Source organism: uncultured Dialister sp. (assembly GCA_900314595.1).
Taxonomy (GTDB): Bacteria; Bacillota; Negativicutes; order Veillonellales; family Dialisteraceae; genus Dialister.
Window position 1 is genome coordinate 26,663 of the sequence record OMVW01000003.1, and the last position, 15,225, is coordinate 41,887.

Below are 15,225 nucleotides of genomic sequence, written 5' to 3' on the forward strand. Positions count from 1 at the left end.
AAATACAATCAGATTTTCTGAAGCAATTCCAGAATTCTCCGCCCGCCTTCATCCAGAAGTTTTTCGGCAATAGAGCTCCCAAGTTTTTCGGCATTTTCAATGGTTCCTGTCATTTCACTGCGGTACAGTTTTTCTCCATCAGGGGATGCGATGAAAGCTTCCAACTTTATCTTCTTGCCCTTTGACGGTATGGCATAAATCCCGGCAGGCACTTTACAGTCACCGCCCACTTTCGCAAGAAAAGCCCGTTCAGCCTGGATACAGGAAGCCGCTTCCCTGTTATGAAGGAACGAAATCAGATCCAGTGTATCCTGATCAGAAGACCTTGCTTCGATAGCCATAACTCCTTGGCCGGCAGCAGGAATACTGTCATCTGTGGAAATATATGAAGTAATCCGGTCGCCCAGCCCCAGCCGTTTCAGCCCGGCTGCAGCCAGAATCACTGCATCAAAATCTCCTTCATCCAGATGGCGGAGGCGGGTCTGCACATTTCCGCGAAGAGAACGCACATCAAGGTCATTTCTCCAGTGAAGAAGCTGCGCCTGACGACGGAGACTGGATGTTCCCACACAGGCATGAAGCGGCAGGTCATTCAGGGATTTATAAGTATTTGAAACAAAAGCATCTCTCGGGTCTTCTCGGTCAGTTACAGCGGCAATAGAAAGGCCTTTCGGGCAGGCTGCCGTCATATCTTTCAGAGAATGAACGGCTATATCTGCTTTCCCTTCCAGAAGAATAACTTCTAATTCCTTTATAAAAAGGCCTTTGCCACCAATTTCCACAAGTGGACGGTCCAGTATCTGATCTCCTTTCGTAGTTACTGGAAGAAGTTCAACCTGAAGGGAAGGATACTGTTCTCTGAGGCGGTTAGCCACATAATTGGCCTGCCAGAGTGCAAGAAGGCTTTCCCGGGTAGCGATGATAATTTTATTTTTCAAGTTCCTGCTCCTTTCTGACATCCAGTTTAAAGAGACGGGCTACAGCTTTCTTATCCCTAGATTCCCATTCAGTTCCTGCGAACTCATTGAGCTGAATCATGGGTTCCCTTAAAATTTTGCGTACGATCATATGGGTCATATGAGAAAGCACCCGAATGTCCTCATCGGTCAGACCTTCGATTTTGGAGAGGCCCCGGCGCAGTTCACGCTGCCGGATTTCTTCTGCCTTATCAGAAAGAGAAACCATGACAGGCCTTGTACTTAAATAGCGGAAACGGTCTTCAATGGACTTGATTTCCTCTTCCACGATAACTTTTGCCCTCTCTGCCTCTTCTTTTCGGAAGCGGATATTATTCGCCACGATTTCCTGCAGATGGTCGATATTATAGAGAGTAACATTTTTGATATTACCTACTTCCGGTTCAATGTCGCAGGGAACTGCGATATCGATAGCGACAAGCGGCTTTGTCCCCCGGCGCATCATCAGATTACGCACATCCCAGGCTTTCACAATATACTGGGAAGCGCCGGTTGCAGTGACCATGATATCCACCTCATCCGCATGAGAAAGGGCATTTGAGAACGGTACAGCTTCTCCATCAATTTTCTTTGCAAGTTCCTCTGCCTTGTCCAAATGCCGGTTCGTTACGATCACTTTTTTCAGGCCTTTCCCCTGAAGATTTTTCACCAGAAGCTCCGCAGCCTCACCGGCACCAAAAACCATGGCCGTTTTTTCAGAAAGACTACCAAGAATCTTTTCTGCCAATTTTACTGCCGCATAGCTGACAGAAACGGCGCTGTAAGAAATACGGGTTTCCGTACGGACTCTTTTCCCGGTAGTGATTGCCCTGTGGAAAAGAGTATTCAGAATAGTCTTTGTCGCTTTCTCGGAAAGGGCCATGGTATAAGCTGTCTTAATCTGGTTCAAAATCTGGCTTTCGCCAATCACCATGGAATCAAGACCGGATGCCACCTCAAAAAGATGACGGATGCATTCTTCTCCTTCGAAATAAAAGAAATATTCTTTTTTCGCTTCATTGTTTCCGGAAAGCGCGAGAAAGAATTTTTCCAGAGTTTTCTTTGAAGATTTATCTTTCAGGACTGCGTAAATTTCAGTCCTGTTACAGGTTGATAGAACCACTGCCTCCTGAATTCCATTCTGTTCATCAAGATGGTGAAGTCCGCTCCTTGCGCTTTCCTCGGAAATGGCAAACTGTTCCCGGATATCTACGGAAACAGTTTTATGATTCAGTCCTAAAACGACCAATTGCATGACGTACACACTCCTCTGCCTCGTCCAAATTCCCTGAAAGGACCAGATTCATGACCTGGTCACTGAAAACGGAATGCCAGAAGCATTCCCTCACCCGGCTGGATGAAAGTTCATCCGGAAGCTCTTCCCGGATCACGCTCACCCGGTCAAGCCATGCACCAAAAGAAGAAGGAATCTCATCTTCCAGCCATGTTTTTATATATTTCGCCATGGCAGGAGACCGGCCATTGGTAGAAATGGCAAATCCGATTCCTCCCTTTTCAAAACAGGCAGACAGAGAGCAATTTCCAAGAGAGGGAAAATCGGCTCCATTATACAGGAAAAAATTCCTTAAAGACTCTTTCCGTACCTGCTCTGCCACATCCCTGATTCCACAGGCAGTCACTACGAAATGATACCCTTCCGTATCTCCCGGCTGATAAAATGTCTGCTTCCAATGAATACAATTTTTTCGATACAATTCCATAAGTTCTTCTGAAAGAACCGGTGCCAAAACTGTTACCGCTGCTCCTTCCTGAAGAAGTTTATTGACTTTTCTTAGAGCGATATGCCCGCCCCCGATAACGAGACAACTCATATCCCTGATTTTGATATTGACCGGATACAAATAAAATCCTCCGCGGGACAACAAAAATACATGGCATTTATATTTTATAATCTGCCATTTCTAAAATTGTAACACTCAAAAAAGGAAGTGACAATAAAATTAATGGTCACTTCCGAAATTTTAATCAAACTATATTTTAAAATAATTATTTTTAATCTCATCACTATTTTTTTGATTCATTTTTAAATAGTCGATGAATTACTATTAAACTTTTAAATTATATTAGAGAATCTTTCCACAGCTTTAGCAAATTTGGCAATGGTCTCCTCCGCATTTCCCTGTTCGATACCGTCCCGCACACAATGCTGCAGGTGGCCTTCCAGAATAATCTGTCCCACCTTATGTAGAGCGGATTTGGCCGCATTGACCTGCGTAATAATATCCTCGCACGGTATATCTTCATCCACCATCCTGTCGATAGCCTGAACCTGACCAACAATTTTCTTCAAACGGCGATGGAGATTTTCCGCATCCATACATTGTCTCATGATTATTATTCCCTCCTAGTATCTGCCAAGAACCATACTCTTCACAGGTTCAAAGCTTTTTCTGTGTATGGGAGTCACTCCAAGTTCTTCCAGAGCATGGATATGTTTTGCCGTACCATAGCCCTTATTCGTGGCAAACCCATAACCAGGATATTCTTTATCATATTCATCCATCAGATGATCTCTGTACACTTTCGCAACAATAGAAGCAGCAGCGACAGAGGCACTCCTGGCATCACCATGAACCATAGATATTGTAGGAAATGGAAAATGAAGGGGCATAGCGTCCACAATCACTGCTTCAGGCTTTACTCTTAAATTTTTTACGGCCTGATACATGGCCATCATGGTAGCTTCATAAATATTTACTGAATCAATTTCCTCGGGAGGAAGGCTGAAAATAGAAATATCTATTGCTTCTTCATGAATTTTTTTAGAAAGTTCTTCTCGATGCGCCGGTGTTACCTTCTTTGAGTCATTAAGACCGGCCGCAAACCAATGGGGTTTAAGAATCACTGCTGCAACTGTAACCGGTCCGGCTAGCGGACCTCTCCCCACCTCATCTATGCCGGCTATCAAATTCAATCCTTTTTTATAAAATCCACTTTCTGTCTTGTACATAGACTCAACACGAAGTCGTTCCCTGCTTAATCTTTCAAGTTTCCTCATATAGGACGCGACAAGAATTTGTACGCCTTTACGAGAGTCAGAGAGGATTTCCTTCATTATCTCATCTGGAACATCATCTTGTTTTAATATGTTACGAATTTCTGCAATCTTCATTCCTCATCCTCCGAGGGCAGAGGGTCCAAAGTAATCCTTCCAAGCTTTCCACTGCGGAAATCATGGAGTACCAATGCTTCGGCCCTGTCATAGTCAATAGCCCCGCCCGGCAGAAGACAGCCACGACGCCGACCTGCCGCTTCAAGCAAAAGTTGCGGGTCCTGATGAACATCCTCAATCCTGTAGATATTTTTTAAGGCATCCGGTGCCATTTCTGCAAGAGAAGAGAGTAGGGCCGGGACCACATCATCGGGATTAAAAACATCACCAGCTATAGCTCCGGTAGCTGCCAGCCGAAGAGCTGCTACCTGATCATCAAACTTAGGCCAGAGTACTCCAGGAGTATCAAGGAGATCAAGTCCTTCAGAAAGCCTTACCCATTGCTTGCCCCGAGTATGTCCGGGCGTATTGGCAGTTCTCGTAGCTGACGTACCGGCAAGAAAATTAATCAGCGAAGATTTCCCTACATTTGGAATCCCAAGAATCATCAAACGGACAGACCGGGACTTTAGGCCTCGCCTTTGCCATTTGTCAAGGACCGGGGCGGCAGTTTCGCGGATAAGAGCAAGAAGCTTCTTTTTATTTTTTGCGTTTCCTACACTCATGGGGACTACCGGAATTTCCTTTTTTCTGTAGTAATTTACCCATTTGTCTGTTTCCTTCGGGTCTGCAAGATCCGCCTTATTCAAAATTACAATTCTTGGTTTTCCCTGTACCAGTTCACCAACCATGGGATTGGCGCTGGAGGCAGGAATCCTGGCATCCAAGAGCTCCACCACCACATCCACAGCTTTCAGATGGGCTTCTATCATCCTTTTTGTCTTTGTCATGTGACCGGGGAACCATTGAATAAGCATTTTTAACCTCCTGTGCCTTGTTTGATTCATTTATACATCCTATTGTACCATATCTGGTAGAGAAAACAATTTCACAAGAACACAGCTGTATCAGACCATAAAACCCGCAGTCTTTCCTGCGGGTTTTTATTTATCCAATAATTTGACGAATAATGAGATAAACTACGGCACCTACTATAGCAGTACAGGGAATCGTCATGATCCAGGCAGAAACCATCTGATAGGCTACACTCCAGTGTACTGCGCGAAACCTCGTTGCCCAGCCTACACCCATAATGGAACCGGTCACAACATGAGTGGTGGATACGGGTAGATGAAGCATGGTCGCGCTGAAAATAGTAATAGCAGAATTGAGGTCAGCTGCCAGTCCATTAACAGGCTGCATTCGGAAAATCTTATTTCCCACGGTGCGTATGATTTTCCAGCCGCCCACAGAAGTACCAAGCGACATAGCCAGAGCACATGCAACCTTAACTTCCCAGGGCACTTCCAGCTGACTGATATAACCACCGGAAAGCAAAGCCAGTGTAATAATTCCCATTGATTTCTGTGCATCATTAGAACCATGAGAAAAAGCCATAAGTGCTGCTGAAACCATCTGAATATGAGTAGCTACATAATTGACACGGGACTTGCCCACGTTTCGAAAAAGGACATACAGGATTGTCATGATAATGTAACCTGTAATAAGGGCACACACCGGTGAACAAACCAGTCCTATGACGATAGTCAATACCCCAGCTGTATGAATAGCTCCGGTACCATAAGAAATGATAACTGCACCGATAACACCCCCAATGAGAGCGTGAGAAGAACTTGAGGGCATACCAATACGCCAGGTGAACAAATTCCAGATAATAGCTGATGCCAAAGCCGACGAAAGCACTACCGAATCTACCATCTGGGGAGAAGTAACGATTTCACCGCCAATCGTCTTGGCTACCCCAGTCGAAATCATGGCTCCCACAAAATTCAGAACAGCAGACATAATGATGGCCACTTTCGGGCTAAGCGCACGGGTAGCTACACAGGTTGCTATGGCATTAGCCGTATCATGAAAGCCATTTATAAAATCGAAACATAGGGCAAGGCATATGAGAAAAGCGATAATGTACAGATCAGGCATATTTCATGACCACCTCTTTAATCAGATTTCCCACCTTCTCCGCCCTGTTGGCCGTTTCCTCCATGGCCTCCATAATTTCCTTCCAGCGGATAATTTCCATTACTTCATGGGTACCATCAAAAAGGGCAGAAATAGTATTGCGATACACTTCATCTCCTTCACTCTCCAGCGCATTGAGTTTCCTAGCCCTTTCACCTATTTCCGTTTCATTCTTGTCTATTTCCTTTAAAAGGCGAAAAAGCACAATGAGTTCAGATGACATATTGACAAGAATATCAGCCATACGCAAGGCCATCCGGGAACCAATCCCCGCATGATACAATTTGAGGCTCAAAACAACATCCTGAATGTCATCCACGCAATCGTCAAGGGTTGTAGTCAGGAGGAAAAAATCCTCCCTGTCTATCGGTGTAATAAATACATGCCGCATTCTGGCAGAAATATTATGGGTAACTTCGTCGGCAGAATGTTCCAGATTCCTGACTTCCTTTATTGAACGTTCCAGTTTAGCCGGATCCTGAAGCACATCCCTGGCAAGAACCGTACCTTTATGGAAATATTCAGCATTAGTAACAAGAAAATCAAAAAATTCTTCATGCTTGTTGACAAGACTAAACATAGGTACCCTCCATTTTTGAACGCATACCGTTTATTTCATGTTACCCCATATATGTAAAAATTATGTAAAGTTTGTCGAATTACAATAAATTATTTCAAGATATATCCAGTTCTCTGCCTTTTATTTTACAATTTCTTGAATAAAATAAATATATTTTTTCTTAAAATATACATTTAAGTAGTTTAAAAAATTTTCCTATACCCCATTCCAAAAAATAATAAATTCCCTTTAATGTTCTTCTGAAAATGCAAATAAGCTATGAGTTTTACTGATTTGACTTTTATCGATAAAGAATTTATACTGAACTTGTAGGGCAGATTTTTTTCTGATATCTGCTGTTATTCCTGCTATTTTAAAAGGAGGACTATTATGTACGACGATAACTTTGTTGAAGAAATGAAAAAAGTTGCCGGCACACAGACCGAAAAAAATCTGCGTGCTGCCTATGCCGGTGAATCCCAGGCTCATGTAAAGTATACCCTTTTTGCTGCCGAAGCGGAAAAAGACCCGAAGATTTCCCGTCAGATTGCTGATATTTTCAGAGAAACCGCCCTTAATGAAAGAGCTCATGCCAAGATCTGGTTCTGGCTCGTCGGTGACCTGAAGAATGGCACTGCAGCCAATCTGAAAGCAGCCGCTGCCGGCGAACATGATGAATGGACTTCCATGTATCCGGAATTTGCTGAAACTGCTGAAAAAGAAGGTTTCCCGAAGATTGCCTTCCTCTTCAGAAAAGTAGGGGAAATTGAAAAATCCCATGAAGAACGTTATAAACTCCTGCTCGCAAATGTGGAAAACGAACAGGTCTTCAAGAAGGGTGAAAAGAAACTGTGGATGTGCGCTAACTGCGGCTACACTGTTGAAGCTGTGGAAGCTCCGGTAGAATGCCCTGTCTGCGGCCATCCAAGAAGCTTCTTTGCTGTTAAAGCCGAAAATTATTAATTTCTTTTAACAAAAAACTCCCGAAACAATTCGGTTTCGGGAGTTTTTTGATGCACAAATCCCCTTTCCAGGTAGAAAAGGGCTTTTGAAAATCAGTCTTCCACAGAGACGAGTTCAATTTTGAAATTCAGTTCTTTCCCTGCCATTTCACTGTTAGCATCAAAGGTAATGGTTGTGTCTGTTTTTTCTGTCACTGTGACCGGAAATCGTCCCATAGGTCCTGTCAGCATGACTCGGGCACCGACAGATAGCTCCTCAGATCCGGGCAGTTGCTTTAAGCCGATAGTGAAAATATTTCTTGGATCCGGCATTCCATAGGCTTCTTCCGGCATGAGGTGGACATTTTTGATTTCCCCCACCTTCATATCCACCACTGCTGCATCAAAGCCTTTGATCATCTGACCGGCACCACAGGTAAATTCCAGCGGCTGTCCCCTGTCATAGGAAGAATCAAATTTCGTCCCATCGTTAAATGTCCCTTCATAGTGAACCCGGCATTTCTTGTTCAGATTGCTCATAATCAACGCTCCATTTCCAATTTACAGTTAAAAGCTCTTATATTATACTATGGCAGAAGAACTTTGAAAAGCATGACTCTTTCATGCAAATCAAAACCGGCCTCATAAAGAAGCCGGTTTTTTTGGTACAATGATTGAAATATCAGGACAGACGGACTGCCGGTCTCGGATCTCCGAAACGATGGATGGTATCAACAAATCTTACAGTTCCGGTCTTGTAGCGCAGTACCAGGGTGGATGTCCTTGCGCCGCCCCCAAAGTAGCGGACACCGCGAAGCATTGCGCAGTCAGTAATGGCAGTTTCAGAGAAAATGCAGTCATCCCCTTTAACCAGATCATCAAGGGTAAGAACCTTGTTTGGATCGTCAATACCCATTTCATGAAGTCTTCTCAGTTCTTCATCCGTATGGGGCAGCAGTTTTGCCTGCATATCACCGCCAAGACACTTAAGACCCACTGCGGAAAGAACGCCTTCCGGAGCACCGCCGGAACCCAGGACCATATGAATGCCGCTACCCTGGATACCGCAGTCAATGGATGGAACTACATCGCCATCAGTAATAAGACGGATTCTGGCTCCGGCAGCTCTGGCTTCTCGGATGATGCCTTCATGTCTTTCGCGGTCAAGGATGACAACGGTCAAATCGGAAATTTCACGATTCATGGCATCCGCCACATTTTTCAAGTTTTCCGTTACGGAAGCATTGATATCGATTCTGCCTTTGGCTCTCGGGCCTACACAGATTTTCTGCATATACATATCCGGTGCATGAAGAAGGCAGCCTTTTGGGGCGATAGCCAGTACGGCAATGGCGCCATTCTGTCCTTTGGCTACCAGATTTGTCCCTTCCACGGGATCCACTGCGATATCCACTTCTTCTCCGCCTGCGCCCACATGTTCACCGATATAAAGCATCGGTGCTTCATCGATTTCGCCTTCACCGATTACCACGGTTCCGGATACAGGAGTCTTTGCGAACTGCTGATGCATCCCGTCAACGGCAGCCTGGTCTGCGCCTTCTTTGTCGCCAACACCCATGAGACGACCGCTCAGAAGGGCAGCCTGTTCGGTAATTCTTACAAATTCCATAGAAAGTTGTCTGTTCATTGTATACCTCCAATATAGTACACTTTCTCTTTCACAGTTGTCCTTATTGTATCACATTCAAAGTTAAAATGGAGTATACCATTTATATTTTCCATGCAAAAATTTCCAGCCCGGATAAAAGGGATTGGAAATATAAATCCGGCAAGCATATCCTGACTTTCCCATTCTCTTTGCAGCAACCTTTTTAAGGAAATTGCAATCATAAAGCAGTAAGCAGTAAAGCCTCTCCATTCGGAGAGGCTTTTTCTATAAAATATATTTTCTTAAGAAATAGAGAATGATTCCTGCCACGAAAACCACGGCGCCCCCGATGGCAAATACCCAGGCAGCCGCCACGGCAAATACAAGAAAAACAACAATTGCGCACACGCAGATCAAGCCCAAAACCACTTTTTTCCATAAAGGGAGGGATTCCAGATTAACCATGTGTACATGGATATTTCCCATATGGATATCGCCGTCGCCTCCTGAGCCCGTCCGTTCTTCTTCCCCCTTGTCGTTCAGGGTAAGTCCATGATAACCCCTGACATCATCTTCAGACATAGGGCGGGGTTCTTCCTGAACCTCCGTATACTCATCTTTTACCGGTTCGCTCATAAGGATTTGAGTTTCTTGTTCAAAAGTTCATTGATGACTCTCGGGTTGGCTTTACCTTTGGTAGCTTTCATAATCTGGCCTACCAGAGCGCCTACAGCCTTTTTCTTACCAGCCTTGAAGTCTTCCACGGCCTTCGGGTTTTCGTTGACCACCTTGTCGACAAGTGCCTGAAGAGCACCAGTATCAGAAATCTGTACCAGTCCCTGGGCTTTAACGATATCTTCTGCTTTGCCTCCCTCTTTCCACATGGTAGCAAATACTTTCTTTGCAATCTTCCCGGAAATGGTGCCTTTAGTAATAAGTTTCAGAAGACCGGAAAGGTTTTCTGCCGTTACCGGGGCTTTGGAAATCTCAATGCCATCCAGAGAAAGCTGGGATGCAAATTCACCCATGAGCCAGTTGACAGCTGCTTTGGGATCTGCACCGGCTGCCACCATGGCTTCAAAATAGTCGGCTGTTGCCTTGTCATTGGTCATAAATACGGCATCTTCTGAGGAAAGTCCGAATTCTTTCATATATCGTTCTTTCCGCGCATCTGGAAGTTCCGGAAGAGACTTGCGAATGTTTTCGATATATTCATCACTGACGGTAAAGGGCACAAGATCCGGTTCCGGGAAGTAACGATAGTCATTGGCTTCTTCCTTGGTACGCATGCTCTTGGTAACCCCTTCTTTTTCATCCCAGGTGCGGGTTTCCTGAACTACTTTACCGCCATCTTCCAGAAGTTCTGCCTGGCGCATGGCTTCGTATTCAATAGCCCTTTCAACACCCTTGAAGGAGTTGATATTCTTAATTTCTGTCTTGGTGCCCAGTTCTTTCTGACCTACCGGGCGGACAGACACATTGGCATCACAGCGAAGGCTCCCCTCTTCCATCCGGCAATCGGAAATGCCTACATATTGGAGGATAGCACGCATCTTTTCCATATAAGCCACTGCTTCTTTTGCAGAACGCATATCCGGCTCGGATACGATTTCAAGAAGCGGCGTGCCTGTACGGTTATAATCAACCAGAGAATAATCAGAATCCGTAATTGATGTACCATGATGAACAAGCTTACCTGCATCTTCTTCCATATGGGCGCGGGTAATGCGGATTCTCCTTTTTTTGCCTTCTACTTCAACATCCAGATATCCATGTTCACAGATGGGAAGATCAAACTGGGAAGTCTGGAAGTTCTTCGGAAGGTCCGGATAATAATAATTTTTACGGTCAAATTTACTGAACCGGGATATTTCACAGTTGAGAGCAAGACCTGCCCGTACTGCATATTCCAGTACTTTTTTGTTCAGTACGGGAAGGACACCGGGAAGGCCCAGACATACCGGGCATACATTGGTATTAGGATCTGCACCGAAGGATGTCTTGCAGCTGCAGAAAATTTTCGTTTTTGTCTGAAGTTCCGTATGGACTTCAAGACCGATGACTGCTTCGTATTTCATTCCTTGATTTCTCCTTTTGGCGCTGTCTTAGTCAATTCAGGATGAGCCTGTTCAAAGGTGTAAGCTGCCTGAAGAATAGTTTCTTCACCCAGCGTCTTTCCAATTAGCTGCATGCCCAGAGGCATTCCATCTTTGAATCCCACCGGGATGCTTATGGATGGAGCACCAATCAGGTTGACCGGGACTGTGCAGATATCTTCCATATACAGGGACAGGGGATCGGAAAAGGCACCGAATTTGAAAGAGGTACCAGATGCGGAAGGAGCTGCAATGACATCACATTTTTTGAAAGCTTCATCAAATTCCTGCTTCAGGAGGGTACGGACTTTCAGTGCTTTCAGGTAGTAAGCATCATAGTAGCCGGCAGAAAGAACATAGTTGCCGAGCATGATACGGCGTTTAACTTCTTCACCAAAGCCCTGACTTCTTGTCTTGATGTACATATCGATGATATCTTTGCCTTCTGCGCGGAAACCATAACTTACGCCATCATAACGGGCCAGGTTAGAGCTGGCTTCTGCCGGAGCAATAATATAGTAAACAGAAACACCACTATTGATGTGTGGAATAGAAACATCTACGATTTCAGCGCCTTCTTTTTCATAGAAAGAAAAGGCCTCATGAATGGCTTCTTTTGTTTCTTCTTTGATCCCTTTACCGAAAAATTCCTTCGGTACACCAATTTTCATTCCCTTTACGTCGCGGATCAGGGCTTTCTTATAGTCCTTCTTTTCCAGCGGGATAGAAGTAGAATCTCTTTCATCATGGCCAGCAATAGCATTAAGAACAATAGCCGCATCGGTCACATCTTTGACAAGAGGCCCGATCTGGTCCAGGGAGGAAGCGAAAGCCAGAAGTCCATAACGGGAAACAAGGCCGTAAGTCGGTTTCAGTCCAACGATACCATTGAAGGATGCAGGCTGACGAATCGATCCGCCCGTATCGGAGCCCAGGGACCAAATGGCTTCATTAGCGGCAACGGCTGCAGCGGAGCCGCCGGAGGAGCCGCCGGGAACGTATTCGGTATTCCAGGGATTGCGGGAAGGTCCAAAGGCAGATCGCTCGGTGGAAGAACCCATAGCAAATTCATCCAGATTCGTTTTGCCTAGAGATACATAGTCCTCTTTTTTCAGTCTTTCAATGACAGTCGCATCATAGGGAGATACCCACTTTTCCAGCATTTTGGATGCAGCTGTACAGGTCTGTCCTTTAATGCACATATTGTCCTTAATGGCACCGGGGATCCCGGCCATATCGGAAATTTCTTCTCCTCTTGCAATCTTTTCATCCACAAGGGCAGCCGCATTCAATGCGGACTCATCACTGGTGGACAGGTAGGCATGGATCTCGCCTTCCACACTGTCCCTGTGAGCAATGATTTTCTTCGTCAGTTCAACAGCGGAGATTTCCTTCTTTACCAGCTGTTCATGGAGATCATGAATGGTATATTTCACTGCTCTTCCTCCTTAAATAATTTTCGGCACCTTGAAATAGCCATCTTCACTGTCCGGCGCATTCTGCAGTGCTTCTTCATTGGTAAAAGATGTATGCGGTTCATCCTCACGCATGACATTGTACTGTTCGACAGCATGAACTGTAGGCGGTACATCGCTGGTGTCATACTGGTTCAGTTCTTCCATATAGGTCAGGATGCTGTTCATGGAATCGCGCATCTTCTCCAGATCTTCCGGTGAGAATTCCAGGCGGGAAAGGAGCGCAATCTTTTTTGCTTCTTCGGTGGTAATTTTCATAGATACACTTCCTTATCTTATTGTTAATAAAGAAAATCCGTATCAATTATATCACACCTTATAAAGCGGCGTAAAAGACAAGAGCGGAAATAATTCATCCCTGTCATCGATGAAAAGATTCATCGCAAAATCCCGGCAGATTCCATCTGCCGGGATCTTAAGCGTTACTCACTGCCGGGGTACCCCTGCCCTGGCAAGGAAAGTTTCTTCATCAATAACAGTAATTCCTTTGGCTCTCGCTTTTTCCAGCTTACTGCCCGCATCTTCGCCAGCTACTACCAGAGTGGTTTTATTAGTTACAGACGACTGGACATCTCCTCCCTGTCGTTTAATGATATCTCCTGCTTCCCTTCTTCCCATAGAAGAAAGTTTGCCGGTAAGAACGACCATTTCTCCCTCAAAAGCCCGTCCTTCCGTTTCCTGAACAACTTCTTCCATGAGGACACCTGCATTTTTCAGTTTATTGATAATGGTCAGGTTCTTCACGTCATGAAGGTAATCATAAAGACTGCCTGCTATGACTTTGCCGATTCCTTCCGTTTCCTGAATTTCATCGACACCGGCAGCAATCACTCTGTCCAGTGTGCGGAACCGGTGAGCTATGAGTTCAGCCCCTTTGGCTCCGAGGAAACGGACGCCGAGGCCGAAAAGCAGCTTCGCCAGTCCCCTTCCCTTGCTGTCAGCTATGGCAGCGACCAGATTGGAGGCACTTTTTTCACCCATTCTTTCTATACCTTCTATATCTTCCTGCTTCAGTGTATAGAAATCACCGGGATCATTCACCAGATGAGCTGCCAGAAGGCTGTCAACCACCGATGGTCCCATTCCTTCGATATCCATGGCATCACGGGAGGAGAAATGAATGAGCTTTTCACGCACCACACCTCCGCATTCAGGGTTTACACAGCGATAGGCAGCCTCACCTTCTATCCGCTGTACCGGATCTCCGCAAATAGGACAGGTATCAGGCATTTCAAATATTTCTTCTTTCCCTGTTCGTTTATCAGTAAGGACTTTGGAAATTTCCGGAATAATCTCCCCTGCCTTGTAGATAATAACGTGGTCTCCTACCCGTATATCTTTTTCATGGATGAAATCCATATTGTGAAGGGTCGCTCTCTTTACCGTCGTGCCGGCCAGGTGAACAGGTGCAAGGTCTGCCGAGGGAGTAAGTACACCGGTACGGCCCATAGTGACAATAATTCTCTCTACTGTCGTTTCCGCTTCTTCTGGAGGATATTTATAGGCCATGGCCCATTTCGGATCTTTCACTGTGGCACCAAGGCTGCTCTGCTGGGCAAAATCGTTCACTTTGATGACCATGCCATCAGTATCATACCCCAGATCATGGCGTTTCAGTTCCCATTCATTCACGCCGCCAATAACGCCTTCGATGGAATCCCATTTCCTGTAATTGGGGTTCACCTGGAAATGGAATATTTCCAGCTGTTTCAGAAGTTCTTCCTGGGAATGAATTTCCAATCCCTGGATATCACCAAGAGCATAGGCAAAAAAGGCAAGATTTCTTGCTGCCGTCACATGGGGATCCAGCTGGCGGAGCGATCCAGCCGCCGCATTACGGCAGTTGGCAAAAGGCATGATTCCCGCCTCATCCCTTTCTTCATTAAGAGCGATGAAGCTTTTCCTTGGCATGTACACTTCGCCCCGTACTTCCATGTAGGGCGGCGCATTTTCAATATACAGAGGAATGGTATGAATAGTCTTCACGTTGGCTGTCACATCTTCTCCCACTCTGCCATCACCCCGGGTCAGCCCCTGTACCAGTCGGCCGTTTTCATAAATGAGGTTCATGGAAAGACCATCAATTTTTAGTTCTGTAATGTATTCTACCTTATCTGTACCCAGACCTTCTCTGACCCTCCGGTCAAAATCCCGGAGTTCATCGGCACTGAAAGCATTGGCAAGGCTGAGCATAGGTTTTCTAAAACGTACTTTACGGAAATCATCAGAAGCCTTGCCACCAACCCGCTGAGTGGGTGAATCGGGTGTCACTACTTCCGGATATTCCTTTTCCAGATCTACCAAAGCACGATACATATGATCGAATTCATAATCCGAAATTTCCGGGGAATCTTTTACGTAGTATAAATAGCTGTGATGACGGATTTCTTTTCGAAGTGCCTCTACTTTTTGTCTGATTTCTTCCGGTACCATA

16 protein-coding genes are annotated in these 15,225 nt (G+C 45.3%); 1 reads left to right on the forward strand and 15 read right to left on the reverse strand.

From position 1 onward, the window contains the following. Positions 1–8 precede the first annotated feature (8 nt). The 8 genes from hemC to QZN42_RS02030 form a co-directional block, all read right to left on the reverse strand. The gene (gene hemC / locus QZN42_RS01995) at positions 9–938 is read right to left on the reverse strand and encodes a hydroxymethylbilane synthase (RefSeq protein WP_296954053.1); all 930 of its coding nucleotides are present in this window, start codon (positions 936–938) and stop codon (positions 9–11) included. Further along, on the reverse strand, positions 928–2,211 hold the full coding sequence (hemA, locus tag QZN42_RS02000) for a glutamyl-tRNA reductase (protein ID WP_296954054.1): 1,284 nt from the start codon (positions 2,209–2,211) through the stop codon (positions 928–930). The genes hemC and hemA overlap by 11 nt, the downstream gene beginning before the upstream one ends. Continuing rightward, on the reverse strand, positions 2,180–2,818 hold the full coding sequence (locus QZN42_RS02005) for a bifunctional precorrin-2 dehydrogenase/sirohydrochlorin ferrochelatase (RefSeq protein ID WP_296954055.1): 639 nt from the start codon (positions 2,816–2,818) through the stop codon (positions 2,180–2,182). Before QZN42_RS02005 ends, hemA begins: the two co-directional genes overlap by 32 nt. A gap of 212 nt (positions 2,819–3,030) precedes the next feature. Beyond that, positions 3,031–3,306 (reverse strand): metal-sensing transcriptional repressor, encoded by a 276-nt coding sequence (locus tag QZN42_RS02010; protein WP_296954056.1) that lies wholly within the window; start codon positions 3,304–3,306, stop codon positions 3,031–3,033. A gap of 15 nt (positions 3,307–3,321) precedes the next feature. Beyond that, positions 3,322–4,089, reverse strand: a complete 768-nt coding sequence (locus QZN42_RS02015; RefSeq protein WP_296954057.1) for a ribonuclease HII — start codon at positions 4,087–4,089, stop codon at positions 3,322–3,324. Beyond that, a complete protein-coding gene (ylqF, locus tag QZN42_RS02020; RefSeq protein WP_296954058.1) occupies positions 4,086–4,946 on the reverse strand; it encodes a ribosome biogenesis GTPase YlqF in 861 nt (286 codons plus the stop codon). The genes QZN42_RS02015 and ylqF overlap by 4 nt, the downstream gene beginning before the upstream one ends. 130 nt (positions 4,947–5,076) lie before the next feature. Further along, complete coding sequence (locus tag QZN42_RS02025; protein WP_296954059.1) at positions 5,077–6,072, reverse strand: inorganic phosphate transporter; 996 nt, start codon at positions 6,070–6,072, stop codon at positions 5,077–5,079. Beyond that, positions 6,065–6,691 (reverse strand): DUF47 domain-containing protein, encoded by a 627-nt coding sequence (locus QZN42_RS02030; RefSeq protein WP_296954060.1) that lies wholly within the window; start codon positions 6,689–6,691, stop codon positions 6,065–6,067. The genes QZN42_RS02025 and QZN42_RS02030 overlap by 8 nt, the downstream gene beginning before the upstream one ends. Positions 6,692–7,060: 369 nt before the next feature. Here QZN42_RS02030 and rbr point away from each other — a divergent pair, with 369 nt between their 5' ends. Continuing rightward, on the forward strand, positions 7,061–7,633 hold the full coding sequence (rbr, locus tag QZN42_RS02035; RefSeq protein ID WP_296954061.1) for a rubrerythrin: 573 nt from the start codon (positions 7,061–7,063) through the stop codon (positions 7,631–7,633). Positions 7,634–7,725: 92 nt separating this feature from the next. Here rbr and QZN42_RS02040 read toward each other — a convergent pair whose 3' ends face one another. The 7 genes from QZN42_RS02040 to ligA all read right to left on the reverse strand — a co-directional run bounded on the left by QZN42_RS02040 (position 7,726) and on the right by ligA (position 15,224). After that, the gene (locus QZN42_RS02040) at positions 7,726–8,151 is read right to left on the reverse strand and encodes a peptidylprolyl isomerase (protein WP_296954062.1); all 426 of its coding nucleotides are present in this window, start codon (positions 8,149–8,151) and stop codon (positions 7,726–7,728) included. A gap of 142 nt (positions 8,152–8,293) precedes the next feature. Next, on the reverse strand, positions 8,294–9,259 hold the full coding sequence (gene glpX, locus QZN42_RS02045) for a class II fructose-bisphosphatase (protein ID WP_296954063.1): 966 nt from the start codon (positions 9,257–9,259) through the stop codon (positions 8,294–8,296). A gap of 246 nt (positions 9,260–9,505) precedes the next feature. Then, positions 9,506–9,802, reverse strand: a complete 297-nt coding sequence (locus QZN42_RS02050) for a hypothetical protein (protein ID WP_296954064.1) — start codon at positions 9,800–9,802, stop codon at positions 9,506–9,508. 50 nt (positions 9,803–9,852) lie between these two features. Further along, positions 9,853–11,298, reverse strand: coding sequence for an Asp-tRNA(Asn)/Glu-tRNA(Gln) amidotransferase subunit GatB (gene gatB / locus QZN42_RS02055; protein ID WP_296954065.1), 1,446 nt, complete (start codon positions 11,296–11,298; stop codon positions 9,853–9,855). After that, positions 11,295–12,752: an Asp-tRNA(Asn)/Glu-tRNA(Gln) amidotransferase subunit GatA gene (gene gatA, locus QZN42_RS02060; protein WP_296954066.1), complete on the reverse strand. Its 1,458-nt coding sequence runs from the start codon at positions 12,750–12,752 to the stop codon at positions 11,295–11,297. Before gatA ends, gatB begins: the two co-directional genes overlap by 4 nt. Before the next feature lie 12 nt (positions 12,753–12,764). Continuing rightward, on the reverse strand, positions 12,765–13,049 hold the full coding sequence (gene gatC, locus QZN42_RS02065) for an Asp-tRNA(Asn)/Glu-tRNA(Gln) amidotransferase subunit GatC (protein WP_296954067.1): 285 nt from the start codon (positions 13,047–13,049) through the stop codon (positions 12,765–12,767). 168 nt (positions 13,050–13,217) lie between these two features. Next, on the reverse strand, positions 13,218–15,224 hold the full coding sequence (gene ligA, locus QZN42_RS02070; RefSeq protein WP_296954068.1) for an NAD-dependent DNA ligase LigA: 2,007 nt from the start codon (positions 15,222–15,224) through the stop codon (positions 13,218–13,220). Position 15,225: the final 1 nt, after the last annotated feature.

Coding starts and splice junctions, on each gene's coding strand:
- QZN42_RS02010 (WP_296954056.1), bottom strand. CDS start 3,306: ATGAGACAATGTATGGATGCGGAAAATCTCCATCGCCGTTTGAAGAAA.
- QZN42_RS02030 (WP_296954060.1), bottom strand. CDS start 6,691: ATGTTTAGTCTTGTCAACAAGCATGAAGAATTTTTTGATTTTCTTGTT.
- QZN42_RS02015 (WP_296954057.1), bottom strand. CDS start 4,089: ATGAAGATTGCAGAAATTCGTAACATATTAAAACAAGATGATGTTCCA.
- ligA (WP_296954068.1), bottom strand. CDS start 15,224: ATGGTACCGGAAGAAATCAGACAAAAAGTAGAGGCACTTCGAAAAGAA.
- QZN42_RS02025 (WP_296954059.1), bottom strand. CDS start 6,072: ATGCCTGATCTGTACATTATCGCTTTTCTCATATGCCTTGCCCTATGT.
- ylqF (WP_296954058.1), bottom strand. CDS start 4,946: ATGCTTATTCAATGGTTCCCCGGTCACATGACAAAGACAAAAAGGATG.
- hemA (WP_296954054.1), bottom strand. CDS start 2,211: ATGCAATTGGTCGTTTTAGGACTGAATCATAAAACTGTTTCCGTAGAT.
- rbr (WP_296954061.1), top strand. CDS start 7,061: ATGTACGACGATAACTTTGTTGAAGAAATGAAAAAAGTTGCCGGCACA.
- gatB (WP_296954065.1), bottom strand. CDS start 11,298: ATGAAATACGAAGCAGTCATCGGTCTTGAAGTCCATACGGAACTTCAG.
- glpX (WP_296954063.1), bottom strand. CDS start 9,259: ATGAACAGACAACTTTCTATGGAATTTGTAAGAATTACCGAACAGGCT.
- gatC (WP_296954067.1), bottom strand. CDS start 13,049: ATGAAAATTACCACCGAAGAAGCAAAAAAGATTGCGCTCCTTTCCCGC.
- QZN42_RS02040 (WP_296954062.1), bottom strand. CDS start 8,151: ATGAGCAATCTGAACAAGAAATGCCGGGTTCACTATGAAGGGACATTT.
- QZN42_RS02050 (WP_296954064.1), bottom strand. CDS start 9,802: ATGTCTGAAGATGATGTCAGGGGTTATCATGGACTTACCCTGAACGAC.